Source organism: Dactylosporangium sp. CA-092794 (assembly GCF_050948465.1).
Taxonomy (GTDB): Bacteria; Actinomycetota; Actinomycetes; order Mycobacteriales; family Micromonosporaceae; genus Dactylosporangium.
In genome coordinates, this window is record NZ_CP192044.1 from 11,786,043 (window position 1) to 11,811,269 (window position 25,227).

Here is a 25,227-nt window from a genome sequence, read left to right on the forward strand (position 1 = left end):
CGAACCGGTCGCGCCGCCCGCACGAACCGGCCGCGCCGCCCGCACGAACCGGGTGCACTAGCCGCACGAACCGCACGAACCGGGCGCGGCTGGCCGTGCGGGCGGACTCGCCGCACGGAGAGGCCACACGCCGCTGTCGCGTGGGCGGGGCCGCTCCTCGTGCGGCGCAGCGTAGAACTTGGCCGGGCAGCGTGCGCGGGCGCAGCCGCGGCTCGTCGGCGGCGAGCTGGGCCGGCGGTGAGGCGGGCCAGCGGCGAGCCGGGGCGGCGGTGGGGCGGGGCGCAGATGGCGCTGCTTTAAGGTTGTCGACCCTTACATTTAATAGTGTTAACTGATAGCGTCACTGCCCATATCCGTCGATGGGCAGGAGGTCCTGTGAGGTCTCGTCGTCGCACAATCGCCCTGGTAGCCAGCGTGGCCGCGGCCGTCGCGGCGGCGGTGGTCCTCGTGCCTACCATTCAGGCGCAGGCCGTCTCCGCCGCGGCGCAAGCCGCCTGCACGGCGCCCAACTGGGCCGAAGGCAACACCTACACGGTCGGGCAGCAAGTCACGTACAACGGGCATACGTACCAGGCGCTGGTGACCCACACCGCGTACGTGGGCGCTGGGTGGAACCCGGCCGCCACGCCGTCGCTGTGGACCGACCTCGGCGCCTGCACCGGCGGGGGTGGCTCGCCGACACCCACCGTGTCCCCCACCCGGTCGCCGAGCCCGTCGGCGTCGCCGTCCCGGTCGCCGTCGACCTCGCCGAGCCCGTCGCGGTCGCCCTCGTCGTCGCCGACCGGTGGTAGCTGCGGCGTGAAGTCCCGCCCGGCCGGCAAGGTGCTGCAGGGGTACTGGGAGAACTGGGACGGCGCGTCCAACGGCGTGCACCCGGGGCTCGGCTGGATTCCGATCACCGACTCGCGGATGGCGCAGCACGGGTACAACGTCGTCAACCTCGCGTTCCCGGTCATCCGCTCCGACGGCACCGTGCTGTGGGAGAACGGCATGGACGCGGGCGTCAAGGTGCCGACCCCGGCCGAGATGTGCCAGGCCAAGGCGAACGGGATGACGCTGCTGATGTCGATCGGCGGCGCGGCCGCGGGCATCGACCTGAGCTCGTCGACGGTCGCCGACCGGTTCGTCTCCACCATCGTGCCGATCCTGAAGGCCAACAACTTCGACGGTATCGACATCGACATCGAGACCGGGCTGACCGGCAGCGGCAACATCGGCACGCTGTCGACGTCGCAGGCCAACCTGATCCGCATCATCGACGGCGTGCTGGCCCAGATGCCGTCGAACTTCGGGCTCACGATGGCGCCCGAGACGGCGTACGTCACCGGCGGCAGCGTGACCTACGGCTCGATCTGGGGCAGCTACCTGCCGATCATCAAGAAGTACCTGGACAACGGCCGCCTGTGGTGGCTGAACATGCAGTACTACAACGGCAGCATGTACGGCTGCTCCGGCGACTCCTACTCGGCCGGGACGGTCCAGGGCTTCACGGTCCAGACCAACTGCCTGAACTCCGGGCTGACGATCCAGGGCACCACCATCCGGATTCCCTACGACAAGCAGGTCCCCGGCCTGCCCGCGCAGTCCGGCGCCGGCGGCGGCTACATGACCCCGTCGCTGGTGAGCCAGGCATACAACAGCGTGTCGGGCATCAAGGGCCTGATGGACTGGTCGATCAACTGGGACGGCTCCAAGAGCTGGACCTTCGGCGACAACGTGAAGTCGCTGCAGGGCCGCTGAACAACAACGGGAGGGCCGGGCACACGCCCGGCCCTTCTGCACAGGGTCAGGCGGCGTGCTCCAGTGAGGGCAGCAGCAGCGAGGGCAGGCCGGCGGGGTCGAGCGGGCGGTACAGGTGATAACCCTGACCGAGCGTGCAGCCCAGCCGGCGCACCGTGTCCAGCTGGGCCTGGCTCTCGATGCCCTCGGCGACCACCCGCAGCCCGAGAATGTGCCCCAGCTCCATGACGGTCGAGACCAGGGCCAGGTCGCGGCCGGTGAGCTCGGCCCGGGCGATGAAGGCGCGGTCGATCTTCAGCTCGTCGACCGGAAGCTCGCGCAGGTAGGCCAGCGACGAGTACCCGGTGCCGAAGTCGTCGATGGAGAGCTGTACCCCCTGCTCGCGCAGGCTGTTGAGGGCCGCGACCGCGGTCGCCGGGTCGCTCATCAGCACCGACTCGGTGAGCTCCAGGGTGACCGCGGAGGTCGGCAGGCCGGCCGCGGCCAGGGCGGCGGTCACGTGGTCGGCGAAGCCCGGACGGACCAGCTCGTGGCCGGAGACGTTGACGTTGAGGGTCAGGCCGGGCCGGATGCGCCGCCAGGCGGCGGCCTGGCGGGCGGCGGTGGCGAGCACCCACTGGCCGATGTCGCCGATCAGGCCGGCCTCCTCGGCGATCGGCAGGAACTCGCCGGGCGGCACGATCCCGCGGGCGGGCGAGTCCCAGCGCAGCAGGGCCTCCACCCCCGCCACGGTGCCGCCGTCCAGGCGCACCAGCGGCTGGTACTGCAGCCGGAACTCGCCCTCGTCGAGCGCCCGCTGCAGGTCGCCGCGCAGCGACAGGTAGTGCAGCGCCGCGGCGTGCATGGCGGGCTCGTAGACCACGACCCGGCCGGGGCCGTCCTTCTTGGCCCGGTACATGGCCAGGTCGGCGCGGTTGAGCAGCTCCTCCGCGGCGGCGCCGGGCAGCGCCGCACCGACGCTCGCCCCGATGTACACGCTGCGGCCGAGCAGGCGGAAGGGCTCGCGGACCGCGGCGATGATGCGCTCGCCGGTGGCCACCACGGCGTCCGGGTCGGTGTCGTCGAGCAGCACCGCGAACTCGTCGCCGCCGATGCGGGCCACCGTGTCGCCGGTGCGCAGGCACGCGCGGAGGCGCTCGGCGACGGCGGCCAGCAGCCGGTCGCCGGCGTCGTGGCCGAGGCTGTCGTTGACCGCCTTGAACCGGTCCAGGTCGATGAAGAGCACGCTCGCGCCCGGGCGGCCGTGGAAGATCTTCAGGAACAGGGCGCGGTTGGGCAGGCCGGTGACGAGGTCGTGGTGCGCCTCGTGCACCTGCTCGACGGTGCGCGCGTCGGTGAGCGCCAGGCCGACCTGCTGGGCGAAGGCCTCGAGCTGGTCGGCGTGGTAGCCGGCCGTGCCGTCGAGGCGGGCCACCAGGCTGCCGGCCGTCTCGCCGGTCACCTGGACGGGGGCCGCGATGACGGTACCCTCGGGAAGCTCTTCGACGTGCAGCGCGCCCGCGGCCATCGCGGCCTGGGCGGCGGCGCACTGCCGCGGGTCGTGCGGCACCGCGGCTGCGGAGACCGAGGCGACCCGGGCCTCGGGGTCGGTCAGCATCAGCGCCACGTAGGCGCCACCGAGCAGGTCCGCGCAGCCCGCCGTGATGGCGTCGAGGATCTCCTGCAGCGGCCGGCGGCTGGAGATCGCGCGCTGGATGGTCAGCAGCGCCTCGACCAGCCGGGCCTCCCGCTCGCGCTCCGCGCGCACGGTCCGCTCGGCCGCGAGCGCGCGGATGCTGCGCAGCGCGGCGCCGAGCATCTGTGCCATGCACTGCAGCATCTGCCGCTCCTCGGGCGCGAACGGCTCGTCGAGCCGGCCCAGGATCAGCGTGCCGGGCAGGCCGGCGCCGAGCTGGCTGGGGATGGCGTGGACGGCGCCGAGCCCGGCGACGGGCAGCAAGCCACCGGCGCTGGGCAGCGCGAACAGCTCCCGGCCGGGCGCGGCCGCGCCGAAGCCCCACGCGCCGTGCAGGTGGCCGGCGAGCGTGGCGGCGCCGACCTCCGCCTCGACCATCTCCACCGCCCGCTCGACCGCCAGGGCGATGGCGGCGGGCTCATCGGGGGCGGCGTTGAGCGCGATGAAGTACTCCGTGAGCTGCTGCGTCGACCAGATGGCCACGGTGGCTCCCCTCAGGCCAGCGCGAGCGTGACCAGGGTCAGCTGGTGCATGCCGGAGGCGCCGCGGACCCGGGCCACCTCGCCCACGGTGTAGAAGCCGGCGAACGGGGCGCCGCCGAGCGCCGCCCGGATGGCGCCGACCTCCTCGGCCGTGCCCTCCTCGCCGAAGTACAGCTTGCGGCCGCCGCAGTCGAACGCGAGCGCGCCGATCGGCGCGGCGCCGCCCAGGCCCGCGATCGCCTCGGCGACGGAGTCGCGGGTGCCGGCCATCAGGTCGGCGTGGTCGCCCTCCATGAGCCAGACCAGCGCGCCCTGCGGGACCTCGGTGGTACCGAAGACCGAGCGATCCCCGTCGTCGCCGTTGTGCAGCAGCCGGATGTCCTCGCCGCTGCGCCGCGACAGCCCGAGCGGCCGCATGATCATCCCGCCGTCGAACAGCTCCTGGGCGCCGCCCGCCACGTCGAAGCGGCGCAGGAGCACGTCGAGGGCGGGTTCGCCGTCGAACTCGTAGACCCGCTCCGCGACGCTGCGGGTGACGATCATGGGCGGTTCGGTACGCCGCCAGCCGTGCGCGATCCCGATGCCGATCGGGCGGTCGGAGCCGATGGCCACGCCGATGACGCCGCCGGGGAGTGCCCGGTCGCCGAACAGCCGCGGTGCGCCGGTGGTCAGCCCGCCGACGAGCGGCATGGTGGCGCCGAGCACCGAGTACGCGCCGCGGACGATCTCGTGCGGGCCGAGCGCGGTGCCGTCGCAGAGCAGCAGCAGTACCCGGTGCGGGGCGTCGACCCCGGCCATCACCCGGGCCGCCTCGGCGCCGGCCGCGCGGGCGCCGAGCTCGTCGATGCTCGCCGCGTGGGCGCGGACGGTGAAGCCCGCGCCGCCGAACGCCGCGACGGCCACGCCGTGCAGCGTCGCGCCGGCCCCCGACAGCTCGCCGAGCCCGGTGCCGCCGACGACGACGGCGTCGGGGCCCGCCTCCGCGCGGACGGCGGCCAGCACCGTGGCCGGGTCCTGGCCGCCGGAGCAGAAGACGAAGACGGCGGCGGCGCGGCGGCCGGCCAGGGCGGCGACGGCGGCCTCCGTGCCGGCCTTGGATGCATCGGCGGCGGTACTGTGACCCGCGCCGAACCAGCGTTCCCCGATGCTCAGCATGGCCCTGCTATCGGCACGCCGGCCGCGGAGCTGAGGGCCGAGGCGGTGTTGCGGCTATCGCGGCGCGCTGAGGTCGGTGGCGGCGCGGACGAGGGCCGCCACCGCGCGGGAGCGGGACTGCTGGGGCCAGGCGATCACGAGCACGGCGGGCGGCGCGTCGGGGACCGGGCGGTAGACGACGCCGGGCCGCGGGTACCGCTCCACGACCGACTCCGGCAGCAGGGTGACCATCTCACCGAGCTCGACGAGCTTGATCAGCTGCGGCAGGTCGCGCACGCCGTGCCGGCCGGTCACGGCGTCGAGGCGCCGATGCAGCTCGGCCGGGTCCGCGTCCGGCAGCCCGAGGTCGGCCAGCCGGATCCGCTCGCGCCCGGCGAGCGGATGCGCCGCCGCGAGCGCCGCCACCCGCGCCTCGACCGCGACGGTCTCCGCGTCCAGGCCCGCGGTGTCGAACGGCTCGTACACCAGCGCCGCGTCCGCCTCCCCGCGGCGCAGCAGGCCGGGCTGCTCGCCCCAGCCGCACAGGCGCACCGCGAGCGGCACCGAGCCGGGCTCGGCCGCGTAGCGGGCGAGCATCGCGTCGAGCAGCCCGGCGTCGCTGTCCGCCTTGACGGCCAGGACCAGCTTGGCCGCGGTCCCGGCGGCGCGCTGGGCCCGCCGCCCGGCCGCCTCCAGCGCGTCGAGCGCGATGCGGGCCTGCGCGAGCAGCACCTCGCCCGCCGGGGTGAGCTCGACCCGGTGCGTGGTGCGCTCGAACAGCCCGACGCCGAGATCGGTCTCCAGCTTCCGGATCGCCCGGGACAGCGGCGGCGGGGCGATGCCCAGCCGCTGCGCCGCGCGCGCGAAGTTGAGCTCCTCGGCGACGGCGACGAAGTACCGTAGCGGCCGCGACTCCATGACCCTCAGGGTAACAACCGGGACCCGGACGATCCTTCAGGTCGCGGCCGCCCCGGAGCAGGGTTGAACCCATGATGGTGATCACGACCCCGACCGGCCAGATCGGCCACCGGCTCGTCCAGGACCTCCTCGACCGCGACGCGCCCGTGCGCGTCATCGTCCGCGACCCCGCCGCCCTGCCCCCGCGCGTCCGCGAGCGGGTCGAGACGGTGCCCGGCTCGCACGGCGATCCGGAGGTCGCCGCGGCGGCGTTCGCCGGGGCCGAGGCGGTTTTTCTGGTGGTACCCCCGGATCCACAATCCGCCGATGTCGAGGCCCACTATGTGAACTTCGCCCGGGTGACCTGCGCCGCGGCCCGCGCGGCCGGCGTCCGGCGCCTGATCGCCGTGTCGACGCTCGGCCGCGGCATCGCCGAGCACGCCGGCCACCTCTCCGCGGCCCTGGCCATGGACGAGGTCTTCGACGGCGCCGGCCTGCCGGTCCGCGTGCTGCGCCTGCCGTTCTTCATGGAGAACCTGCTGCACCAGGCCGCCACGCTGCGCGAGCACGGCGCGTTCTTCCTGGCCAACACCGCCGACCGCCCGCTGCGCGCGGTCGCGACCGCCGACATCGCCGCGACCGCCGCCGACCTGCTGCTCGACCCCACCTGGACCGGCCCGGGCGACGTGCCCGTGGTCAGCCCCGACGAACTGTCCCCGAGCGGCATGGCGTCGGTCATGTCGGAGGCCCTGGGCCGCCCGATCGCGTTCGGGCAGGTCGGGCTCGACGAATACCGGTCCACGATGGAGGGGTACGGCATGAGCAAGGCCTGGGCCCAGGGCCTGACCGACATGGCGGCGGCCCAGAACGAGCAGGACGTCTACGCCGTCACCCCGGACACCCCTCGCGCCCCGACCGACTTCCGCCACTGGTGCACCGAGGTCCTCACCCCAGCCCTCCCGGCGTGACACCCGGCTCGCCCCGGCCGTATGTCTCCGTGATCATGCTGCGTGCGGTGGCCGCACCGCGGGTTTGCCATGATCCCGGAGACATTCGGTACACGGGTGTACCTCACCGCTCCGTGATCATGAAAAACCGTTGGTGCCGGTGCCGGGTTGTGCATGATCGCGGAGACTTCCGGTCGCTGCGCCGCGCTCCGCGGCGGCCAGCGCCCGGCGGGTGGGGACGTGACCACCGGTGGCCGGCAGTGCCCGTTCCCGGGTGACGCCGCCGATGCGGGGCAGCCGGGGGCAGGCGCGCAGGCGTCGATGCCCGACCGCATTGTCCGTCCGATCGCAGGCTTGCCGACCTGCGCCAGCGAGCCGTCTCGCCGGCTCGCCCAGGGAGCGAAGATCGGCAATTATGAGGCCTTTCAAGTGATCATGCCGAGTCGATGCCGCCGCAACCGCTCTATTCGTAAGAGGCTGCGCACTGACCGCGATCGGACTGTTGCCGTGGATTGGGAGCAGCCGCAAAGGGCGCCGAAAGCCACGGTCGGCGAAGGTTCGGCGGCTCGCCTGCCCGAGCCCTTCTACTTCACACCTACTTCGCACACTACTTGCCAAGTGTGAAGTTGAGTGATGAGATGGGCATCGTGGGCGCCGACAACGTGATCGATTTACTCGCCGCCCTGCGCCGGATAGGCGGCGAGCCAACGCGCATCGAAGCGAAGCGAGCCGCCGGAGGCCTGCCGAAGTCCGTCCGCGAGACGCTCTCCGCCTTCTCGAACACAGACGGCGGGACGATCTTGCTTGGCATCGACGAGCAGAGCGGGTTCAGCGTCGTCGAACTGCCGAATCCCGCCGCGCTCAGGGATGCTCTGGTTCAGATGTCCCGAGACGACATCACACCTCCGCTACAGATCAGCACCGAGATTGCCGAGGTCGAAGGCCACCGGGTGGTGGTCGCGGAAGTACCTCCCGCGCCTATGGACCGCCGTCCGGTCTACGTCACTACACAGGGCATATCCGGGGGCTCGTACCTGCGCGGGGGTGACGGTGACCGCCACATGACCGAGGCGGAGATCGCGATGGTCGTGGCCGCACGGACCCAACCCCGCTACGACCGCGAACCCGTCGACGGTACCTCCGTGGACGACCTGGACGACGAGGCAATACGCCGCACTTTGCGACGGATCCGAGCCGGATACCCCAAACTGGCCCAGTCTGACGACGCCACCGTCCTCTTCCGGCTCGGCATCTCGGCCGGACCCGCCACCGAGTCACCGTTGACGCTTGCCGGACTCCTGACCTATGGGCAGTTCCCGCAGCAGTTCTTCCCTCAACTGATGATCTCGATTGTCGTACACAGCCCGGACCCGGCATCCGACACCAGGTTCCTCGACAACCAGACGGTGCGGGGTTCCATCCCTGAGATGGTCGAGACTTCCCTGTCCGTACTCCGCCGCAACCTTGCTGTACGCGCGGTCATCAGCGACCGCGGCGGGCGTGTGGACGAGGTCGAGTATCCGCTTGAGGCCGTCCGTGAGGCAGTCGTCAACGCCCTGCTGCATCGCGACTACAGCCCCGTGACGAGAGGCACTCAGGTGCAGGTCGAGTTGTTCCCCGACCGTCTGATCGTCCGCAGCCCGGGTGGCCTCTACGGAGGGGTCGTCGTCGACGAACTCGGCGAGGAAGGCATCTCATCGTCGCGCAATGCAGTCCTGGCCAGCCTGCTCGCGGACACTTACCTCCCGTCGTCGAATGAGCTCGTCGCCGAGAACAGGTCTTCAGGCATCCCAGCGATGCTCGCCGTAGCACGGCGCCGGGGCCTACCGCGGCCCAACTTCCGCAGCTCCATCTCGAGCTTCGTGGTCACCATGGCTCGTTCGGAGCTCCTCAACCCTGAGGTGCGCCGCTGGATTGCCGGGCTCCACGCACACCTTCCCACGCCAGCGCATGAGATCGCCCTCGCAATGCTGCGCGAGAACTACCTCACCAACGAAATGCTGCGGCAGTGGGGAGTAGACCGTATCGCTGCCGGCCAGGTCCTGAGAGATCTCGTCGACCAGGGGCTAGCCGTCAAGGAGGGCGGCCGACGCTATGCGCGGTACGTACTCGATCCCGCTGCCGCGGGCCGCAAAAAAGAGCCCGACCTCTTTTCCGCATTGCCCCCCGATCTGATGCCGGATGTCGGCGAAGTGCTCAGAAAGAGGGGAGAGGCGACCGCCGGCGAACTCGTCGAACTTACCGGGCTGTCACGCTCAGCCGTCCTCAACCATCTGCGGGCCCTGACCGAGGCAGGCAACGTCTCCGCGGTCGGCGCGACACGAAGCCCCAAGCGGCGCTACCGATGGATCACCGCCTCGAACTCCTGAGGGCGTCCGCAGTGGACCTGGTCGCTGGCATTCTTCGCACCGGCGAAGCCGCTCCGGCCGCGATTCGGGCCGAAGCGTCCTCGTAGATCAGCGACACTTGAGCGCGTCATGCGCCCTTCCGCCGTAGCGGCCGCTCGCCATGGGACGGAGCCGCAAAGCGTGTCCGGTCAGCCCTTGAGGAGCTGGCGGGCCATGACGATGCGCTGGACCTGGTTGGTGCCCTCGTAGATCTGGGTGATCTTCGCGTCGCGCATCATGCGCTCCAGGGGGAAGTCGCGGGTGTAGCCGTAGCCGCCGAGCAGTTGGACGGCGTCCGTCGTGATCGACATGGCCGCGTCGGAGGCGAAGCACTTCGCGGCGGCGCCGAAGTAGGTCAGGTCGGCGTCGCCGCGCTCGGACTTGGCGGCGGCGGTGTAGGTGAGCTGGCGGGCGGCCTCCAGCTTCATGCCCATGTCGGCGAGCATGAACTGGATACCCTGGAAGTCGGCGATGGGCTTGCCGAACTGCTTGCGCTCCTGCACGTAGCCCAGCGAGTAGTCCAGCGCGCCCTGGGCGATGCCCACCGCCTGGGCGGCGATCGTCACGCGGGTGTGGTCGAGAGTGCGCATGGCCGTGGCGAAGCCGGTGCCCGGCTCGCCGATGATGCGGTCGGCGGGGATGCGGACGTTGTCGAGGTACACCTCGCGGGTCGGGCTGCCCTTGATGCCCAGCTTCTTCTCCGGCGCGCCGAAGGACACGCCCGGATCCGACTTCTCCACAACGAACGCCGAAATGCCGCGGGAGCGCGCGGCGGGGTCGGTGACCGCGAACACCGTGTAGTACTCGCTCACGCCGGCGTTGCTGATCCAGCGCTTGACGCCGTTGAGCACCCACGTGTCGCCGTCGAGCTCGGCGCGGGTCTTCATACCGGCGGCGTCGCTGCCCGCGTCGGGCTCCGACAGGCAGTAGGAGAACATGGCGTCGCCGCGGGCGACCGGCGGCAGGTAGCGCCGCTTGATGTCCTCGGCGCCGGCCAGTAACAGCGGCAGGGTGCCGAGCTTGTTGACGGCCGGGATGAGCGAGGACGAGGCGCAGGCCCGGGCGACCTCCTCGATCACGATCGCGGTGGCGACGGCGTCCGCGCCGGCGCCGCCGTACTCGACGGGGATGTGCGGGGCGTGGAAGTCCGACGCCCGCAGCGCGTCGTAGGACGCCTGCGGGAACTCGGCGGTCTCGTCCGCCGTAGCCGCGTTGGGCGCGACCTTGCCGTCACATACCGCACGGACCGCCTCACGCACCGCCGCGTGCTCTTCGGGCAACTGGTAGACGTCGAACACGGCAAACTCCCTCGTCACGCACCCCTGAACCGCCGTTCAGCGGTTCGCCGATGTGAGCATACCGATAAGTAACAAAGCGGCCAGAGGCGCGGGGAAGACTGAGGGACTATCCTCGCCGTGGCAACGTCGGCCCGGCCTACGGAGCAGGGCCGCGGAGCGGACCTCGATCGAGCGGAGACTAGGCGTGACCATCGCGTATCCCAGCACACCACCCGTCGTTGCACCGCCGTCCGGCTCGGCGCGGCCCCGGTTGACCTTCCTGGGCACCGGCTACCTGGGCGCGACCTATGCGATCTGTTTCGCCGAGCTCGGCTATGAGGTGCTGGGCTTCGACATCGACGAAGCCAAGATCGCCAAGCTGGCCGGCGGCGACGTGCCGTTCCACGAGCCCGGCCTGGACGAACTGCTGCGCAAGAACCTCTCGGCCGGGCGGTTGCGCTTCACCACCTCCTACGCGGAGGTCGCGGAGTTCGGCGACATCCACTTCATCTGTGTCGGCACCCCGCAGCGCCCCGACGGCATGGCCGCGGACCTCTCCCACGTGGAGAGCGCCGTGACGAATCTCGCACGGCTGCTGAACCGCAAGGCGCTGATCGTGGGCAAGTCGACCGTCCCGGTCGGCACCGCCGAGTGGCTCGAGCAGATCGTCGAGCGGCACACCCCGGAGGGCCTGGGCGTCGAGGTGGCCTGGAGCCCCGAGTTCCTGCAGGAGGGCGTCGCCGTCGAGGACGTGCTGCGGCCCAACCGGGTCATCTTCGGCATCAAGTCCGAGTGGGCCAACGCCATGCTCTACGCCGCCCACAAGGGCGTGTTCGACCTGGCCGTGACCGAGGACCGCGAGGTGCCGGTGGTGATCACCGACTTCGCCACGGCGGAGCTGGTCAAGGTCGCCGCCAACGCGTTCCTGGCCACCAAGATCTCGTTCATCAACGCGATGGCCGAGGTCTGTGAGGCGGCCGGCGCCGACGTGACCCAGCTGGCCCGCTCGATCGGCTACGACGCCCGCATCGGCAACAAGTTCCTGCGCGCCGGCGTCGGCTTCGGCGGCGGCTGCCTGCCCAAGGACATCCGCGCGTTCCAGGCCCGCGCCCAGGAGCTCGGTGTCGGCGAGGCGCTGCGGTTCCTGCACGAGGTCGACCTGATCAACCAGCGTCGCCGGCAGAAGATCGTCCAGCTCTCCGCGGAGCTGCTCGGCCGCGGCTACGGCCCGGCCGGACCCGACCTGGCCGGCACCCGCATCACCGTGCTGGGCGCGACCTTCAAGCCCAACTCCGACGACGTGCGCGACTCGCCCGCCCTGTCGGTGGTGCGCAAGCTGTCCCGCTCCGGCGCCGACGTCACGGTGTACGACCCCGAGGGCATGGACAACGCCCGCACCGATGTCGGCGAGGTCGCCTACGCCAAGACCCTCACCGATGCCGTCACCGGGGCCGACCTGGTCTGCGTGCTCACGGAGTGGGAGGAGTTCCGCAACACCGACCCCAAGTCGCTGGCCCAGCTGGTCGCCACGAAGAAGGTCATCGACGGCCGCAACTGCCTTGACCAGGCCGTCTGGGTCGCGGCCGGGTGGGAGTACCGCGGCATGGGGCGCCCCGTCGTTTCATAGAGAATCTCCCAAACGGGCGCTTCGCTTTCGTCGCCACGCGAAACAAGGCATTCTTCCCAGTAGGGCGTGAACGGCCGGGGTACCACACCAGCGGTACCCCGGCCGGCAACACCGGGGGAGGAGTGGCGTGGAGACGTATCCGTGCCCGGCGTGCGGTGGGCCGGCCACCGAGACCACCGGCTGCCGTAACTGCGGCCGGCCGCACGACCCGGACGCGGCCGCACTCGCTCTGTTCCAGCGCACGGTCGCGTCGCTGGAACAAAAGAAGCGCGAGATCACCGAGGACACCCAGATCCTGCGCAAGCAGCTGGCCCACGTCTCCGCGCAGCGCGACAACCTGCGGCGCAAGGTCCGCGCCGCGGTCGAGGCCGAGCAGTCGGCCCACACCAAGCGTCCGCTGCTGGGCCGCTCCCGGGAGAGCACACCGCCGGCCGCGGTGACCGCCGAGATACCCCAGCCCCAGCAGCGGTACTCCCCCAGGGCCCCCCACGCGCTCGAGTCCGGCCACGCCACGGACGCGCCGGAGGGCGGCCCGTCCCGCCCGGTCATCGCCCCCGAACGGCCCCGCAGCGCCCAGCTGCCGCAGATGCGCCGCCCGCCCCGCGACGGCACGGGTGGCCCGCCCGGCGCCGACCAGCCCGAGGCCACGCGGAGCAGCATGCAGGCCTCCGTGCTGGCCCTGGGCGGCCTGCTGCTCGGCGGCGCCGCGATCGTGCTCACCCTCGACGCGTTCGGCTCGGTCGGCACGGTCGGGCGGATCCTGTCGCTGGCCGCCATCACCGCCATCGCCCTGGCCCTGCCGCTGGTGCTGGTACGGCGCGGGCTGAGCGCCACCGCCGAGACCGTCGCCTCGGTGGCCCTGCTGCTCGTGCTGCTCGACGGCTACGTGGTGCGCTCCGAGAAGCTGCTCGGCGCCGACGGGCCGCCGCTGCGCACCTATCTGGGCATCGTGTGCCTGGTCACCGCGGGCGTCGCCGCCGTGTACAGCATGCAGAGCCACCTCATCGCGTCGCGCTACGCCACCCTGCTCGCGCTGCAGCCGGTGCTGCCGCTGCTCGCCTTCGACGCGATCCACGGCCCGACCGGCTGGTCCGTGGCCCTGTCCGGGGTGGCGCTCATCGACCTCGGGTTCGCCGTGGCGCTCAAGCAGTCCGTGCAGCGCCGCGTCGACGCCCACCACGAGAACGCCGACGCCGAGGACGAACCTACCCACACCGGCCGGACCAACCGCATCGCCGACGGGCTCATGCGCGACCTGGCCTGGGGCCTGTTCGCCCTCGCCTTCGCGCTCGCCCTGCTCACCGCCGCGGTCGGGCTGGCCAGCACCGGCGAGCCGGTCGCGACGCTGCAGGCGGCCGGCGCGATGCTCGCCGCCGCCGGCCTCGGCGTCGGTGGCGCGCTGGCCTGGCGCACCGGCGGGCCGCGCCGGCCCGGGATCGCGGGATCGCTGCCCGACATCGCGACCGGCATCGCCACCGCGGCGGTCATCGTGGCGATCGCGCGGGTCGGCTCGGTGTGGCTGCCCGGCTCGACGCCACTCTTCCTGGCTCTCGCGGTGACCGTCGCCGCCGCGGGGGTACCGCTCCTGCCCTCCGACGTCCGCCGCGGCCCGCGCTACGCGGTCTCCGCCTCGGCCGCCGGCGCCACGCTGCTCGTCTTCACCCGGGCCGCCGAAGGGGTGGCCGCACCGCTGCGCTCCGCGTGGCCGGTGTGGCACGCCGACCTCGGGGCGTACCAAAGCCGCGTGCAGCAGGCGGTGGGTGCCGACGGGTGGCAGTACGTCATCGCCGTGATCCTGCTGACCGGCGCCTGCATCCTCATGCTCAGCGGCCGCAACGAGCCGGTGGCCGTCCCGCTGCGCGGCGGGCTGATCCCGCCGCTGTCCCCGGACGAGCTGCGCGCCGACATCGCCGTCGTCGGCGCCACGCTGGCCCTGCTCATCGCGCCCTCCGCGCTGGGGCTGAGCTGGATGGCGATCCCGGCGCTGACGGTCAGCGGCGCCATCGCGGCCGGCGCGCTCGCCCTGCGCGTCCGCGCGGCGCGCACGGTGTGGTGCTGCCTGGCCGCCGCCCTGGTCCTGGGCATGTACGCGGCCGCGGCCAGCCTGGCCCGCCCGGCCGCGACGACCATCACCCTCACCGCGATCACCCTCGCCGGCGCCGCGATCGCGCTGCTGCCCCGCCCGCACCAGACCGACGGCAACCGGCTCGCCGCCACCCAGCGGGTCGGCGACGCCGCGGCCGGCGGCGCGATCTTCGCCCTGCCCGGCGCGGCCGCGTCCGCCGCCGCGATCGTCTTCGCCGAACTGCCCGGCGGCGCCACGGTGATCCTGGTGCTGAGCTTCCTCGCGCTGGCGGTGAGCCTCGGCGTCGCCGCGCTCACCCAGGTCGCCCGCGGCACGCCGAGCCGGCCGCTGCTGGCCGGGGCCACCGCCGGCGCGGCCGCGGTCGGCGCGGCCACCCTCATCGCCGACGGCGCCACCACGATCGACCTGGTCATCGGCCTGCTCATGGTGATCGCCGCGATCACCCTGTGGGCCGCGCCGCGGATGGACGACCGGCGCACCTTCGGCTTCGAGTTCACCGGCGCCGACGCGGCCGCCGCGGCCGTCACGATCGCCGCCATCAGCGCGGTCGCCCGCGCCGTCTCGCTCGCCGCCGCCGGCATCGAGGTGGTCACCCTCGCGCTGCTGGTCTTCGTGGTCGCGGTCGCCGCCCGCACGCTGCCCGAGGACTGGCGCCGCGGCCCGGTCGCGGGCGCGGCGATGGTCGGCTTCGGCACCGGCCTCTACGCCGGCGCGCTGTCCGTCGTCGGCGCCATCGGGGTCATCCGCGCCGCGAACCCGCCCTGGCACGCCGACCTCGGCCCGCAGTGGGCGAGCACCGCGCAGGGCCTGGCCGAGTTCGGCTGGCAGGTGCCGATCGCCCTGCTGCTGCTCGCGGGCGCGGCCGCGGTCGCGCTGCCGCAGCCCTACGGCGACGACACCGCCTCCGCCGCCGTCGTGCTGGCCACCCTCGGCGCCCCGGTCGGCCTCGGCCTGGGCTGGCAGGCCCCGATGTTCATCGGCTGGCTCGCCGCCACCGGCGTGGCCGTGTGGGCGAGCTTCGCCCGCAGCTGGCGCGGCGCCTACACCCGGCTCGGCGCCGCCCTCGTGGCCGGTCTGTACGCGGCCGGCGCGGCCCTGGTCCGCCCCGGTGCCACCGCCGGCACCCTCGCCGCGCTCGGCGTCAGCGGCGCGATCATCGCCGGCCTGGCCCGCGCCAACGCGCTGCGCCGCAACGAGCCGGACGACGGCCCGCTGAGCGCGGTCGGCGGGGCCGGGGTGGCCGGCGCGCTGTTCGCCTTCACCGGCGCGGCCGCGGCCATGGTCGGCAGCCTGTATCCGGACCGGCCCAGCACGATCCTCATCGCCGCCCTGGCCACCGCCGCCGTCGGGCTCGCCGCCGCCGCGGCCCTGGCCCAGCAGGCGCCGGGCTTCATGCCGTACGTCAGCGGCGGCGTCGCCGTGTCGGCCACGACGACCGCGGTCGCCGCGCTGATCGTCCAGCGCGACGGCGCGGTCGTCTACGCGGCCGCCGCGGCGCTGCTCGGCGTGCTCGCCGAGTTGCTGCGGGCCAACTGGTACCGCCCGGCCGAGCCCGAGGCGGCCCGCGGTTTCCGCCCCGACCGCACCGGCAGCCCGGTCACCCGGTGGGAGCAGTCGCGCATCCCGCGCAACTTCGCCCTCGGCGTCGCCGCCGCCGCGGGCGTGCCGGCCGGCATCGTCGTGGTCTTCATCGCGCCCGCGCTGCTCGCCGCGCTGGCCGGGCCGTACCGCTGGATCGAACATCCCTGGACCGGCACCCCGCAGACCGCCGCGGACCTGGGCGACCTCGGGCGCTTCGCCGGGAACAGCACCCACGTGCTGGGCGCCTTCCTGCTCACCGTGGCCGGCGCGCTGATGGCCGTCGGGCTCGGCGGCACCGGCCAGGCGGTGGCCAGCCGCGCGGTCGCGATCGTCGTGCCGGGCATCTCCCTCACCCTGCTCATCGCCCCGGCGGCGTTCGCCGCCCCGTGGCCGGTCCAGCCCACCCTCGCCCTGCTCGTGGCCACCATCGCCGGCCTCGGCCTGGCCCTGACCCTCCCACCGCCCGAGTCCGAGACCGCCGACGCCCGCCTCATGATCGGCGCCCGGCGCCTGGTGTTCGCGATCGCGGTCCTGGCCGCGGGCGCCGGCGGCGCGGGCAGCCTGGCCACCCGCAGCCAGACCCTGGCCTGGCTGGCCGGCTCGGTCGTGGTCGGCGCGATCGGCGGCATCTGGGGCAAGACCGCGACCGCGCGCATGCTCGGCTGGCACGTGGCCGCCTCGACCGCCGAGGGCTTCGCCATCGCCGCGGGCCTGGCCGCCGGCCTGGGCCTCAAGCAGTGCGCGTTCCCGCTGCTCATCGTCGCCACCGCGCTGCTGGTCCTGGGCGCGGCGCTGCCCCGGCTGCGGCCCAGCGACACGATCAACCGCGAGGCCCTGACCGTCGAGGCCGCGGGCTACGCCGGCGCCGCCATCGCCGTGCTGCTCACCCTCGGCTCGCCGTCGCACACCGCGGCCGCGCTGACCGCGGTCGGCGCCGTCCTGGGCCTGTCCGCGGCCCGCAAGGGCCGCAGCCCGCGGCACCGGACCGCGCTCATCATCGCGGCCTCGGTCGCCGAGCTGCTGGCCATCTGGCTGCTGCTCATCACCGTCCGGGTGGCCCTGCCCGAGGCGTACACGCTGCCGTTCGCCGCCCTGGCCCTGATCACCGGCCTGATCGAGATCCGCAACCGCCCGGAGCTGGGCAGCTGGCTCGCCTACGGTCCGGCCCTGGTCGCGGGCTTCGCGCCGAGCCTGGTGATCGCGGTGGCCCAGCCCGGCACCCCGGAGCTGCGCCGCGTGCTGCTCATCCTGGCCGGGGTGATCACGGTCGCGATCGGCGCGGTACGCCAGCAGAAGGCCCCGGTGGCGGTAGGCGCGGCGGTGACGGTGATCGCGACGGTGAACGAGCTGTTCCGCATCGGTCTGCCGCTGTGGCTGATGCTGCTGCTCTTCACCGGCACCGGCGTGCTCCTGGTGATCCTCGGCGCCACCTACGAGCAGCGCCAACGCCTGGACCGCCTCCGCGGCGTCTACCGCGGCATGCGCTGATCCCCGCCGACCAGGGGTTCACGTCCGCCGGCGTGGTGTATGAGCTCGGCGTGTCCGCCGCGTACGGTCTGGGGTGGCCGGCCCGTAGCCGCCGCGCTCACCCGCACCCCGCGAGGCACGGCGCAGCGACCGGAAGTCTCCGTGATCATGCGCAACCCGGCGTCGACACCAACGGTTTTTCATGATCACGGAGTGGTGATGTACCCCCGTGTACCACAAGTCTCCGGGATCATGGCAAACCCGGTGCGCGGCCACGACGGGCATCATGATCACGGAGACATACGTCCGGCCCGGCCGCCCAGAGCGGAGGTTGCGCGCAGAAGCCGCTGGCCTGGCTGTTGCGATCGGGGCCGGCGGATCATCACCGCGTGCCCTGACCTCCGTCAGCGGAGGAGGGTGTTGGCGGCGAGGGTGCAGATCGCCGACAGCAGCAGCGAGGCCAGGATCATCAGCAGGCAGCCCAGGCCGCCGCCCAGGGGGCGGATTTCGACGTTGCCGATCCGCATGAGCGCAACCTACCCCGGGCGGGGCCTGGGCAACCGTGCCGAGCGCGGCTCAGCCGATGCGCTGGCGCAGCCAGGCGATCAGCGGTGGGTAGTCGGTCAGCACCCGGGTGACGTTGGCCGGGTCGTCCACCCGCAGCCGCTGCTGCTCGGCGATGCAGACGGACTGCTCGACCTGCAACCGCTCCGACTCGGCGGCATTGCCGGAGGTCACGGCGCGGTTGCGTAGCCGGGTGTAGCAGGCGATCGCCTCCTCGATGGCTTCAATGGCCGCGTGGTACCGCGCCGCGTCGCGCCGGCTCCACTCGAACGACTCGAGCCCGCCGACCGCCGAATATTCGGACATCGATCCCCCTCACCGTTCCAGCGTCGCGGACACTGTACCGCTACGCAGAGCCCGCTAGGGATCACCGAATTCGATTGATGCCGGATGATCCGTCAGGGAAAGAGGGTCAATGCCGGGTTGAGTGCCACGTCACGCAGCTCGCCGAGGCTGAGGCTGGGCCCGGGCCGGGTCAGCGCATGCGACGGCACGACGTCCGGCCGGCTCTGATCCACCGTGTAGTTGTCCAGCGAGACCCGGACCTCGGTGCCGTCCGGGCGCCACGCCTGCACACTGGTGGTGAGCGCGGGCGCGGAGAAGATCTCGACCCGGTCGTAGACGACCGTGCCGTCGTCCAGCACGCTGCGGACGCAGGTGCTGTTCCGGGGCCGCTGCAGGCAGGCGTCGTCGGCCGGCGGCGGCTCCGGCAGCAGGGCCACGGAGAGGTGCTGCAGGCCCGAGGCGTCGTACACGTCGAGATTCGCCGCGTAGCCGCCGCCGAGAGCGTCCATCGACCAGTCCTCGTCGCAGGTGCCGCCGGTCACCGTCAGGGCGCCCGGCAGCGCGGTGTGCAGCGCCGCGCGCAGGGCCGCGGTGAGCCGGATGACCCCGGCCTCGGGCGGCTCGGACGGGAGGTGGGCGCCGGGCGCCGGCGCGGCCGTGGGCGGGGTGCGGGCCGGCACCCGCGCGGCGGAGCCGGGCGGCCGGAAGGGCAGGAGGGCGGCGCAGTTCGGGGCCACCGTCATCGCGGGCGGGTCGGGCCGCAGCGCCAGCACCGCGCCGACCGCCGCGACGAGCAGGACGGCGAGCACGGCGGCGCCGGCGGCGGTGGCGAGGCGGGCGTGGGCGCGGCGGCGCAGCCCGTGGGCGATCACCGTATCGAGGTCGAGGCGCGGCGGCGGGGCCGCGGGGTCGAGCGTGCGCAGCCCGTCGATCAGCGGGTCCATGACGTCTCCTCCGTCGCGTCGCGGTCGGCCAGGCGCTCGCGCAGGGTGGCCAGGCCCCGGGCGGCCTGGCTCTTGACCGTGCCGGTGCTGCAGTGCAGGGCCTGCGCCGTCTCCTCCACCGACAGGTCGCAGCAGTAGCGCAGGACCAGCACCGCCCGCCGGCGCGGGGGCAGCTCGGCCAGCAGCGCGGACAGGGCAAGACGGTCGGCGACGAGGTCCGGGGCGGCGGCGGGGTCCGGCACGTGCGGTACCACCGCGGCAGGCTGCTCCCGGCGCCAGGGCCTTCGCTGTTCGTTGAGCATGGTGCGGACCAGCACCCGGCGTACGTAGGCGTCGATGTCGTCCGCGGCGGCCACCCGCGGCCAGTGCTGCAGGATGCGCACCAGCGCCGCCGACAGCACGTCGTCGGCGCGGTGCCAGTCGCCGCAGAGCAGGTAGGCGACCCGGCGCAGGGCCGGCAGGCGGCCGGTCACATACGCGCGGAAGCCCTCGACGTCGGTTGCCATACCCTGCAGACACGCGCCCCGCCCCGGCGGGTTGCCTGCCCGGGCGAGAACCCGGCGCCCGCCTCGCGCAGAGACATGGGTGTCACGTTTCTGGCTGGGACGGGAGGAAGTCGGATGGAACCGTGGTGATGATCGAACCGGGTGTCGACGACGCGGCGGCGCTGCGGGACCCGGAGCTGTTCGCCGTGCTGTACGACCGGTACGCGGCCCAGCTCTACCGGTACGCGTACCGCAGGGTCGGCCCGCAGCTGGCCGAGGACGCCGTCGCGGAGACGTTCCTGGCGGCGTTCCGGCACCGGCACCGCTACGACGCGGAGCGGGCCGGCGCGCGGCCGTGGCTCTTCGGGATCCTGACCCGGGAGCTGGCCCGCTGGCACCGCGCGGAGGCCGCCCGCTACCGCGCCCTGGCCCGGACGGGGGTCGACGACGTCGTTCCCGGCTTCGCCGACCGGGTGGATGCCGCGGTGACCGCGCAGGCCCTGCACGGGCCACTCGCCGGGGCGCTGGCCCGGCTGTCGCGGGGCGACCGCGACGTGCTGCTGCTGATCGCGTGGGGCGACTGCAGCTACGAGGAGGTGGCCGAGACCCTCGGGATCCGGCTGGGCACGGTGCGCTCGCGGCCGCACCGGGCCCGGCGGCAGGTCCGCGACGGCGACGGGCTGAAGGCGGGCGACGTGATCGAGTGGACGGCCGTGCTGCGGGTGGCGATCGTCGACCGGGCCGGGCAGGCGCCGTAGCCCTCAGCCGGGCCACCGGCCGCGCTCGGCCAGGTACAGCACGAGCGCACCGATGTTCCACGCGTCGTCGGCACCGTTGTGGTGCCGACCCTCCAACGGCAGGCCGGCGCTCTCCAGGGCGCCGGCCATGCCTTGCCGCCGCCGGCCGAGCGCCTCGGCGAACACGATCTTGGCGTTGTGATGGACCGATCCGAAGGGGTACCGCCGGGATCCCTCGCACTGCCGCGAGAACTGTTTGCGGTCGTAGTCGCCCCAGCTCGCCCAGGGCCGGGAGTCGGAGCGGTGGCGCTCGATCAGCAGCCGGCACGCCTCGGCGAACGTCACCCCGCCCGCCGCCTCCGCGGGGGTGATCCCGGTCAGCTCGGTGCAGAACGCGCTCACCGCCGACCGCTCCGGCCGCACCAGGATCCGGTCCCGCCCGGTCCGCTCCCCCGCGTCGAGGTCGACCACGCACACGCCGATCTCGATGATCTCGCTGACCTGCCCGGGCGGCGGTACCCCGTCCCAGCAGGTCGCCTCGACGTCGATCACGTTGAGCAGCCGGCCCATCGTCCCCCCGGTCCTCAGCACCACGCGCGGGTGAGCTTGGTCAGCGCCTTGTCCAGCGCGGCCCGCTCGGCCGCGGACAGGCTCTCCAGCAGCTCGGCCTCCACCGTGAGCGCCGTGGCCCGGCACTTGTCGAGCAGCTCGCGCCCCCGGTCGGTGAGCCGGAGGATCTGTCGCCGCCGGTCGCCGGTGTCCCGCACCCGCCGGATCGCGCCGAGCGCCTCGAGGTGGTCGGCGAGCGAGACGACGAGGCTCGGCGCGACCCCGAGCCGCCCGGCCAGCTCGTGCTGCGAGGCGGCACCGGCGGTGGCGAGCGCGGTCAGCAGCCGGGTGTGCCGGAGCTTGAGGCCGTCGCCCTCGATGCGCGCGGCGAGCATGTCGGTGGCCACGGCCCCGATGGCGCCGAGCTTGAACACCACCGTGTCGGCCGGCCCCGGTTCCTCGGCCTCATCGCTCACCCACGCAATGATAAAGCCCCGAATCGATTCATGCTCCGAACGATTCAGGATGCCGGGCGACGAGGGGCAGGAAGATGTCGTCGACGATCTCGGTGATGGTCTGCGTGGTGGGGCGGTGGCGGTAAAGCAGGAGCTCGTGCCGGAGCAGGTCGCTGGGCAGGGTCGCGACGCGCGGGGTCAGCCGGGCCGGGTCGGCCTCGCCGCGGGCGACGGCGCGGGACAGGACCGCGGCCATCGCCTCGGCCATGCGGCCCTGGGCCTCCGGCATCGCCTCGCCCGCGTCCGCGTCGGCCAGCAGGCCGTTGATCAGGTCGGGGCCCAGCTGGTCGAAGCGCTGCGCCATGCGGCCCATCAGCACCAGCACGTCCTCGCGCAGCGAGCCGGTGTCGGGCAGGTCGTCGGCGAGGGATGACCAGCGGTGCCGCACGGCGGCCAGGACCATCTGGGGGCGGCTGGGCCAGCGGCGGTAGAGGACCTGCTTGCCGGTGCTGGCCCGGGCCGCGACGCCCTCCATGGTCAGGCCGAGGTAGCCCTTCTCGGCGAGCTCCGCCCAGACCGCGTCCAGCAGGGCGGCCTCCAGCTCCGCGCCCCGGCGGCGTTGCGTCGTGATCTCCATCACCTCCAGTTGGAGACGATCCGTCTCTTCTTCCACTATAGTCGAACAGGAAAGAGACGTACCGTCTCCTAAGGAGGCAATCCCATGAGTCTCGGCAAACTCGCCGCGATCCTCATCATCGGCGTGGTGGCGCCGGTGCTCGACACCACGATCGTCAACGTCGCCCTCGACGCGCTGGGCAGGGACCTGCACGCGCCGGTGGCCGACGTGCAGTGGGTCGTCACCGCGTACCTGCTCGCGCTCGCCGCCGCCATCCCGCTCACCGGCTGGTCGGTGGCGCGCTTCGGCGGCAAGCGCATGTGGCTGTGCTCGCTCGCGCTGTTCCTGGCCGGCTCGGCGCTGTGCGCGGTCGCGTGGAACGTCGGCGCGCTGATCGCGTTCCGCGCCCTGCAGGGGCTGGGCGCCGGGCTGATGATCCCGATCATGCAGACCCTGCTGGTGCAGGCCGCGCACGGCCGGCCGCTGGGCCGGCTGATGGCCACGATCAGCCTGCCCGCGCTGGTCGGCCCGCTGCTCGGCCCGGTGATCGGCGGGCTCATCGTCGGCCACGCGAGCTGGCGGTGGGTGTTCCTGGTCAACGTGCCGATCTGCGCGGCCGGGCTGCTGGTGGCCTGGCGGGGGATGCCGGCCGCGCTCGACAACCGCGGCGACGCCTACCGCCTCGACGTCACCGGCCTGCTGCTGCTCTCGCCCGGGCTGGCCGCCGGGATCTACGGCCTCTCGCAGGTCCCGGCCCGCGGCGGCGCCGGCGACGTGCACGTGCTGCTGCCGCTGGCCGCGTTCGTCGTGCTGATGGCCGGGTTCGTGTGGCACTCGCTGCGCACGCCGGCGGTGCCGGTCGTGGACCTGCGGCTGTTCCGGTCCCGCTCGTTCGGGGCGGCCACCGCGCTGCTGTTCCTGTCCGGGCTGGCGCTGTTCGGCGCGATGCTGCTGCTGCCGTTGTACTACCAGCAGGTCCGCGGCGCGGACGCGCTCACCGCCGGCCTGCTGCTGGTCCCGCAGGGCCTCGGCAGCCTGCTGGTCCGGGTCGGGCTGGGCGGACTCACCGAGCGGCTCGGCGCGCGCCCGATCGTCATCGGCTGCGTCGCGATCACGCTGGCCGGCACCGTGCCGTTCGCGCTCGGCTGGCCGGAGTGGGCGCTGGCCCTCGCCCTGGTGGTCCGCGGCTTCGGGCTCACCGGTGTGCTGCTCGCCGTGATGACCAGCGCCTTCGAGGGGCTGGAGCGGGCCGAGGTACCGCACGCCAGCAGCGCCACGCGCATCGCCCAGCAGGTCGGCGGCGCCGTCGGGGCGGCCGTGCTGGCCGTCATCCTGCAGCACCAGGGCGGCTCGGCGGCGGCGTTTCAGACCACCTTCTGGTGGGCGACCGGATTCGCGCTGATCGCGCTGGTTCCGGCGGTACTGCTGCCGAAATCGCCTACGCCGAGCCCGGCTCCGGCTCCCGCGTGACCAGCGACGCGGACAGCGCCGCGTCCTTCTCCGCGACCAGCGCGCGCAGCGACTCCTGGAAGTCGCGGACCTTGGCCAGCAGTCCGGGGTCCGCGGCGGCCAGGATGCGCACGGCCAGCAGGCCAGCGTTGCGCGCGCCCGCGATGGAGACGGTGGCCACCGGAATGCCGGCGGGCATCTGCACGATCGACATCAGCGAGTCAAGCCCGTCAAGATATTTCAGCGGTACCGGCACGCCGATGACCGGCAGCGGCGTCGCCGAGGCCACCATGCCGGGCAGGTGCGCGGCGCCGCCCGCCCCGGCGATGATGACCTTGAGCCCCCGGCCCACGGCCTCGCCCGCGTAGTCGAGCATCAGGTGCGGCGTGCGGTGCGCCGACACGACCCGCACCTCGTAGCCCACGCCGAACTCGTCCAGCGCCTCCGCGGCCAGCCGCATGACCGGCCAGTCGGAGTCGCTGCCCATGATGATGCCGACGTCGGTCAATGCTGGTACCCCTCCTCGAGGATGCGAGCGGCCCGCCGGGCCCGCCTGCGGCAGTCTTCCAGGTCGTCACCGAGCACCGTCACGTGGCCGATCTTGCGGCCGGGCCGCACCTGCTTGCCGTACAGGTGCACCTTGGCCCCCGGCTCCTCGGCGAACAGGTGGTGCAGCCGCTCGTCGATGGACATCCCGCCCGGCTTCCCGCCGCCTTGGGCGGGCCGTCCTTGCGCAGCGTCGACGGGCCGGTCTTGGCGGCCCAGGACGTTGGCCATGACCACGGCCGGCGCGGTCATCCGGGTCTCCCCCATCGGGTAGTCGAGGACGGCCCGCAGGTGCTGCTCGAACTGCGAGGTCCGGGCCCCCTCGATGGTCCAGTGCGCGGAGTTGTGCGGCCGCATCGCGAGCTCGTTGACGAGCAGCCGCCCGTCGGTCGTCTCGAACAGCTCGACCGCGAGCACCCCCACCACCCCGAGCGCGACGGCGACGTCGATCGCCAGCCGCTGCGCCCGCACGGCGAGGTCCTCGTCCAGCCCCGGCGCGGGCGCGAGCACCTCGACGCAGATGCCGGCCTGCTGCACGGTCTCGACGATGGGGTACGCCGCGATCTGCCCCAGCGGCGACCGCGCGACGACCGCGGCCAGCTCGCGCTTGAGCGGTACCAACTCCTCGACGACCACGTCCACCGAAGCCGGGATGTCGGCCGCGGACGCCGCCACGAACACGCCGCGCCCGTCATACCCGCCGGTCGCCGTCTTCACGATCACCGGCCAGCCGACCTTGTCCCCGAAGGCCGCGGGGTCGGTCGCGCTCCACTGCGGCATCGGGAACCCCAGCGCCCCGAGGTGCTCGCGCATCGCCCGCTTGTTCTGGGCGAACCGCAGAGCGTCCGCTCCCGGCAGCACGGTGTGCCCTTCGGCGGCCAGCGCCCGGATGAGATCGCCCGGCACGTGCTCGTGATCGAACGTCACCACGTCGCACCCCTTGGCGAACTCCCGCAGCGCGGCAAGATCGTCATGCCGCCCGATCCGCACGTCGGCGGCGACGAGCGCGGCCCCGTCCTCGGGCGAGAGGGCCAGCACGCGCAGCGACTGACCGAGGGCGATGGCGGCCTGGTGCGTCATCCGGGCCAGCTGCCCGCCGCCCACCATGCCGACGACGGGAAGTCCGGTTCGGGTGTCCATAGGCTGGCCAGCCTATCCTTTCCGGCGTCGCGACCACCGCGCACGTCACCCGCTGTTGATCACGTCACCCGCTGTTGATGCGGATAAGTCCCGACGCCTCCGGCGTCAGGACTTATCCGATTTTTCGCTTATTTCCGGGCGCTATTGTCGATTTCGC

At 73.2% G+C, this 25,227-nt stretch carries 21 protein-coding genes; 8 read left to right on the top strand and 13 right to left on the bottom strand.

Annotated elements, in window-relative coordinates:
* Window positions 1–375 precede the first annotated feature (375 nt).
* Window positions 376–1,740, top strand: coding sequence for a carbohydrate-binding protein (locus ACQPXD_RS51035; protein ID WP_432831579.1), 1,365 nt, complete (start codon window positions 376–378; stop codon window positions 1,738–1,740).
* Between the two features lie 46 nt (window positions 1,741–1,786).
* On the opposite strand, the gene ACQPXD_RS51040 is transcribed toward ACQPXD_RS51035, so the two are convergent.
* From ACQPXD_RS51040 to ACQPXD_RS51050, 3 genes are read right to left on the bottom strand one after another with little or no spacing between them, the layout of a single operon-like run.
* Complete coding sequence (locus tag ACQPXD_RS51040; RefSeq protein ID WP_432831581.1) at window positions 1,787–3,898, bottom strand: putative bifunctional diguanylate cyclase/phosphodiesterase; 2,112 nt, start codon at window positions 3,896–3,898, stop codon at window positions 1,787–1,789.
* An 11-nt stretch (window positions 3,899–3,909) separates the two neighbouring features.
* Window positions 3,910–5,052 carry an FIST signal transduction protein gene (locus tag ACQPXD_RS51045; RefSeq protein ID WP_432831583.1) on the bottom strand — a complete coding sequence of 381 codons (1,143 nt, stop codon included), beginning with the start codon at window positions 5,050–5,052 and terminating at the stop codon, window positions 3,910–3,912.
* Between the two features lie 54 nt (window positions 5,053–5,106).
* Entirely contained in the window at window positions 5,107–5,949 is an 843-nt protein-coding gene (locus tag ACQPXD_RS51050; RefSeq protein WP_432831585.1) for a LysR family transcriptional regulator, read from the bottom strand.
* Between the two features lie 71 nt (window positions 5,950–6,020).
* Between ACQPXD_RS51050 and ACQPXD_RS51055 the strand changes: the two genes are divergently transcribed.
* The 3 genes from ACQPXD_RS51055 to ACQPXD_RS51065 all read left to right on the top strand — a co-directional run bounded on the left by ACQPXD_RS51055 (window position 6,021) and on the right by ACQPXD_RS51065 (window position 9,244).
* Complete coding sequence (locus tag ACQPXD_RS51055; protein WP_432831587.1) at window positions 6,021–6,896, top strand: NAD(P)H-binding protein; 876 nt, start codon at window positions 6,021–6,023, stop codon at window positions 6,894–6,896.
* Between the two features lie 219 nt (window positions 6,897–7,115).
* On the top strand, window positions 7,116–7,499 hold the full coding sequence (locus tag ACQPXD_RS51060; protein ID WP_432831589.1) for a hypothetical protein: 384 nt from the start codon (window positions 7,116–7,118) through the stop codon (window positions 7,497–7,499).
* Window positions 7,500–7,513: 14 nt separating this feature from the next.
* Window positions 7,514–9,244: an ATP-binding protein gene (locus tag ACQPXD_RS51065; protein ID WP_432831591.1), complete on the top strand. Its 1,731-nt coding sequence runs from the start codon at window positions 7,514–7,516 to the stop codon at window positions 9,242–9,244.
* 167 nt (window positions 9,245–9,411) lie between these two features.
* Here the strand turns inward: ACQPXD_RS51065 and ACQPXD_RS51070 are convergent, their stop codons facing one another.
* Complete coding sequence (locus ACQPXD_RS51070) at window positions 9,412–10,560, bottom strand: acyl-CoA dehydrogenase family protein (RefSeq protein ID WP_432844264.1); 1,149 nt, start codon at window positions 10,558–10,560, stop codon at window positions 9,412–9,414.
* 184 nt (window positions 10,561–10,744) lie between these two features.
* Here ACQPXD_RS51070 and ACQPXD_RS51075 point away from each other — a divergent pair, with 184 nt between their 5' ends.
* The gene (locus tag ACQPXD_RS51075) at window positions 10,745–12,166 is read left to right on the top strand and encodes a UDP-glucose dehydrogenase family protein (RefSeq protein ID WP_432831593.1); all 1,422 of its coding nucleotides are present in this window, start codon (window positions 10,745–10,747) and stop codon (window positions 12,164–12,166) included.
* 127 nt (window positions 12,167–12,293) lie between these two features.
* Window positions 12,294–17,321: an SCO7613 C-terminal domain-containing membrane protein gene (locus tag ACQPXD_RS51080; RefSeq protein ID WP_432831595.1), complete on the top strand. Its 5,028-nt coding sequence runs from the start codon at window positions 12,294–12,296 to the stop codon at window positions 17,319–17,321.
* 383 nt (window positions 17,322–17,704) lie between these two features.
* Here ACQPXD_RS51080 and ACQPXD_RS51085 read toward each other — a convergent pair whose 3' ends face one another.
* The 4 genes from ACQPXD_RS51085 to ACQPXD_RS51100 form a co-directional block, all read right to left on the bottom strand.
* Window positions 17,705–17,827, bottom strand: a complete 123-nt coding sequence (locus ACQPXD_RS51085) for a hypothetical protein (RefSeq protein WP_432831597.1) — start codon at window positions 17,825–17,827, stop codon at window positions 17,705–17,707.
* 49 nt (window positions 17,828–17,876) lie between these two features.
* A complete protein-coding gene (locus ACQPXD_RS51090; protein ID WP_432831599.1) occupies window positions 17,877–18,170 on the bottom strand; it encodes a hypothetical protein in 294 nt (97 codons plus the stop codon).
* A gap of 92 nt (window positions 18,171–18,262) precedes the next feature.
* Window positions 18,263–19,093: a hypothetical protein gene (locus ACQPXD_RS51095; RefSeq protein WP_432831601.1), complete on the bottom strand. Its 831-nt coding sequence runs from the start codon at window positions 19,091–19,093 to the stop codon at window positions 18,263–18,265.
* Window positions 19,081–19,599, bottom strand: a complete 519-nt coding sequence (locus ACQPXD_RS51100) for a SigE family RNA polymerase sigma factor (protein WP_432831603.1) — start codon at window positions 19,597–19,599, stop codon at window positions 19,081–19,083. The genes ACQPXD_RS51095 and ACQPXD_RS51100 overlap by 13 nt, the downstream gene beginning before the upstream one ends.
* Before the next feature lie 128 nt (window positions 19,600–19,727).
* Between ACQPXD_RS51100 and ACQPXD_RS51105 the strand changes: the two genes are divergently transcribed.
* Window positions 19,728–20,336, top strand: a complete 609-nt coding sequence (locus ACQPXD_RS51105) for an RNA polymerase sigma factor (protein WP_432831604.1) — start codon at window positions 19,728–19,730, stop codon at window positions 20,334–20,336.
* Between the two features lie 3 nt (window positions 20,337–20,339).
* On the opposite strand, the gene ACQPXD_RS51110 is transcribed toward ACQPXD_RS51105, so the two are convergent.
* From ACQPXD_RS51110 to ACQPXD_RS51120, 3 genes are read right to left on the bottom strand one after another with little or no spacing between them, the layout of a single operon-like run.
* Window positions 20,340–20,906: an exonuclease domain-containing protein gene (locus tag ACQPXD_RS51110; RefSeq protein ID WP_432831605.1), complete on the bottom strand. Its 567-nt coding sequence runs from the start codon at window positions 20,904–20,906 to the stop codon at window positions 20,340–20,342.
* Entirely contained in the window at window positions 20,900–21,340 is a 441-nt protein-coding gene (locus ACQPXD_RS51115) for a MarR family winged helix-turn-helix transcriptional regulator (RefSeq protein ID WP_432831606.1), read from the bottom strand. The genes ACQPXD_RS51110 and ACQPXD_RS51115 overlap by 7 nt, the downstream gene beginning before the upstream one ends.
* A 28-nt stretch (window positions 21,341–21,368) precedes the next feature.
* Window positions 21,369–21,956, bottom strand: a complete 588-nt coding sequence (locus ACQPXD_RS51120; RefSeq protein ID WP_432831607.1) for a TetR/AcrR family transcriptional regulator — start codon at window positions 21,954–21,956, stop codon at window positions 21,369–21,371.
* Window positions 21,957–22,040: 84 nt separating this feature from the next.
* Between ACQPXD_RS51120 and ACQPXD_RS51125 the strand changes: the two genes are divergently transcribed.
* Window positions 22,041–23,405 carry an MDR family MFS transporter gene (locus ACQPXD_RS51125; protein WP_432831608.1) on the top strand — a complete coding sequence of 455 codons (1,365 nt, stop codon included), beginning with the start codon at window positions 22,041–22,043 and terminating at the stop codon, window positions 23,403–23,405.
* Here ACQPXD_RS51125 and purE read toward each other — a convergent pair.
* Together purE and ACQPXD_RS51135 are read right to left on the bottom strand one after the other, a co-directional pair.
* The gene (purE, locus tag ACQPXD_RS51130) at window positions 23,374–23,892 is read right to left on the bottom strand and encodes a 5-(carboxyamino)imidazole ribonucleotide mutase (protein ID WP_432831610.1); all 519 of its coding nucleotides are present in this window, start codon (window positions 23,890–23,892) and stop codon (window positions 23,374–23,376) included. The genes ACQPXD_RS51125 and purE overlap by 32 nt on opposite strands.
* Window positions 23,889–25,070: a 5-(carboxyamino)imidazole ribonucleotide synthase gene (locus tag ACQPXD_RS51135; protein ID WP_432831612.1), complete on the bottom strand. Its 1,182-nt coding sequence runs from the start codon at window positions 25,068–25,070 to the stop codon at window positions 23,889–23,891. The genes purE and ACQPXD_RS51135 overlap by 4 nt, the downstream gene beginning before the upstream one ends.
* Window positions 25,071–25,227: the final 157 nt, after the last annotated feature.

Coding starts and splice junctions, on each gene's coding strand:
- ACQPXD_RS51100 (WP_432831603.1), bottom strand. CDS start 19,599: ATGGCAACCGACGTCGAGGGCTTCCGCGCGTATGTGACCGGCCGCCTG.
- ACQPXD_RS51120 (WP_432831607.1), bottom strand. CDS start 21,956: ATGGAGATCACGACGCAACGCCGCCGGGGCGCGGAGCTGGAGGCCGCC.
- ACQPXD_RS51090 (WP_432831599.1), bottom strand. CDS start 18,170: ATGTCCGAATATTCGGCGGTCGGCGGGCTCGAGTCGTTCGAGTGGAGC.
- ACQPXD_RS51065 (WP_432831591.1), top strand. CDS start 7,514: ATGGGCATCGTGGGCGCCGACAACGTGATCGATTTACTCGCCGCCCTG.
- ACQPXD_RS51045 (WP_432831583.1), bottom strand. CDS start 5,052: ATGCTGAGCATCGGGGAACGCTGGTTCGGCGCGGGTCACAGTACCGCC.
- ACQPXD_RS51095 (WP_432831601.1), bottom strand. CDS start 19,093: ATGGACCCGCTGATCGACGGGCTGCGCACGCTCGACCCCGCGGCCCCG.
- ACQPXD_RS51085 (WP_432831597.1), bottom strand. CDS start 17,827: ATGCGGATCGGCAACGTCGAAATCCGCCCCCTGGGCGGCGGCCTGGGC.
- ACQPXD_RS51055 (WP_432831587.1), top strand. CDS start 6,021: ATGATGGTGATCACGACCCCGACCGGCCAGATCGGCCACCGGCTCGTC.
- ACQPXD_RS51125 (WP_432831608.1), top strand. CDS start 22,041: ATGAGTCTCGGCAAACTCGCCGCGATCCTCATCATCGGCGTGGTGGCG.
- ACQPXD_RS51105 (WP_432831604.1), top strand. CDS start 19,728: ATGATCGAACCGGGTGTCGACGACGCGGCGGCGCTGCGGGACCCGGAG.
- ACQPXD_RS51050 (WP_432831585.1), bottom strand. CDS start 5,949: ATGGAGTCGCGGCCGCTACGGTACTTCGTCGCCGTCGCCGAGGAGCTC.
- ACQPXD_RS51135 (WP_432831612.1), bottom strand. CDS start 25,070: ATGGACACCCGAACCGGACTTCCCGTCGTCGGCATGGTGGGCGGCGGG.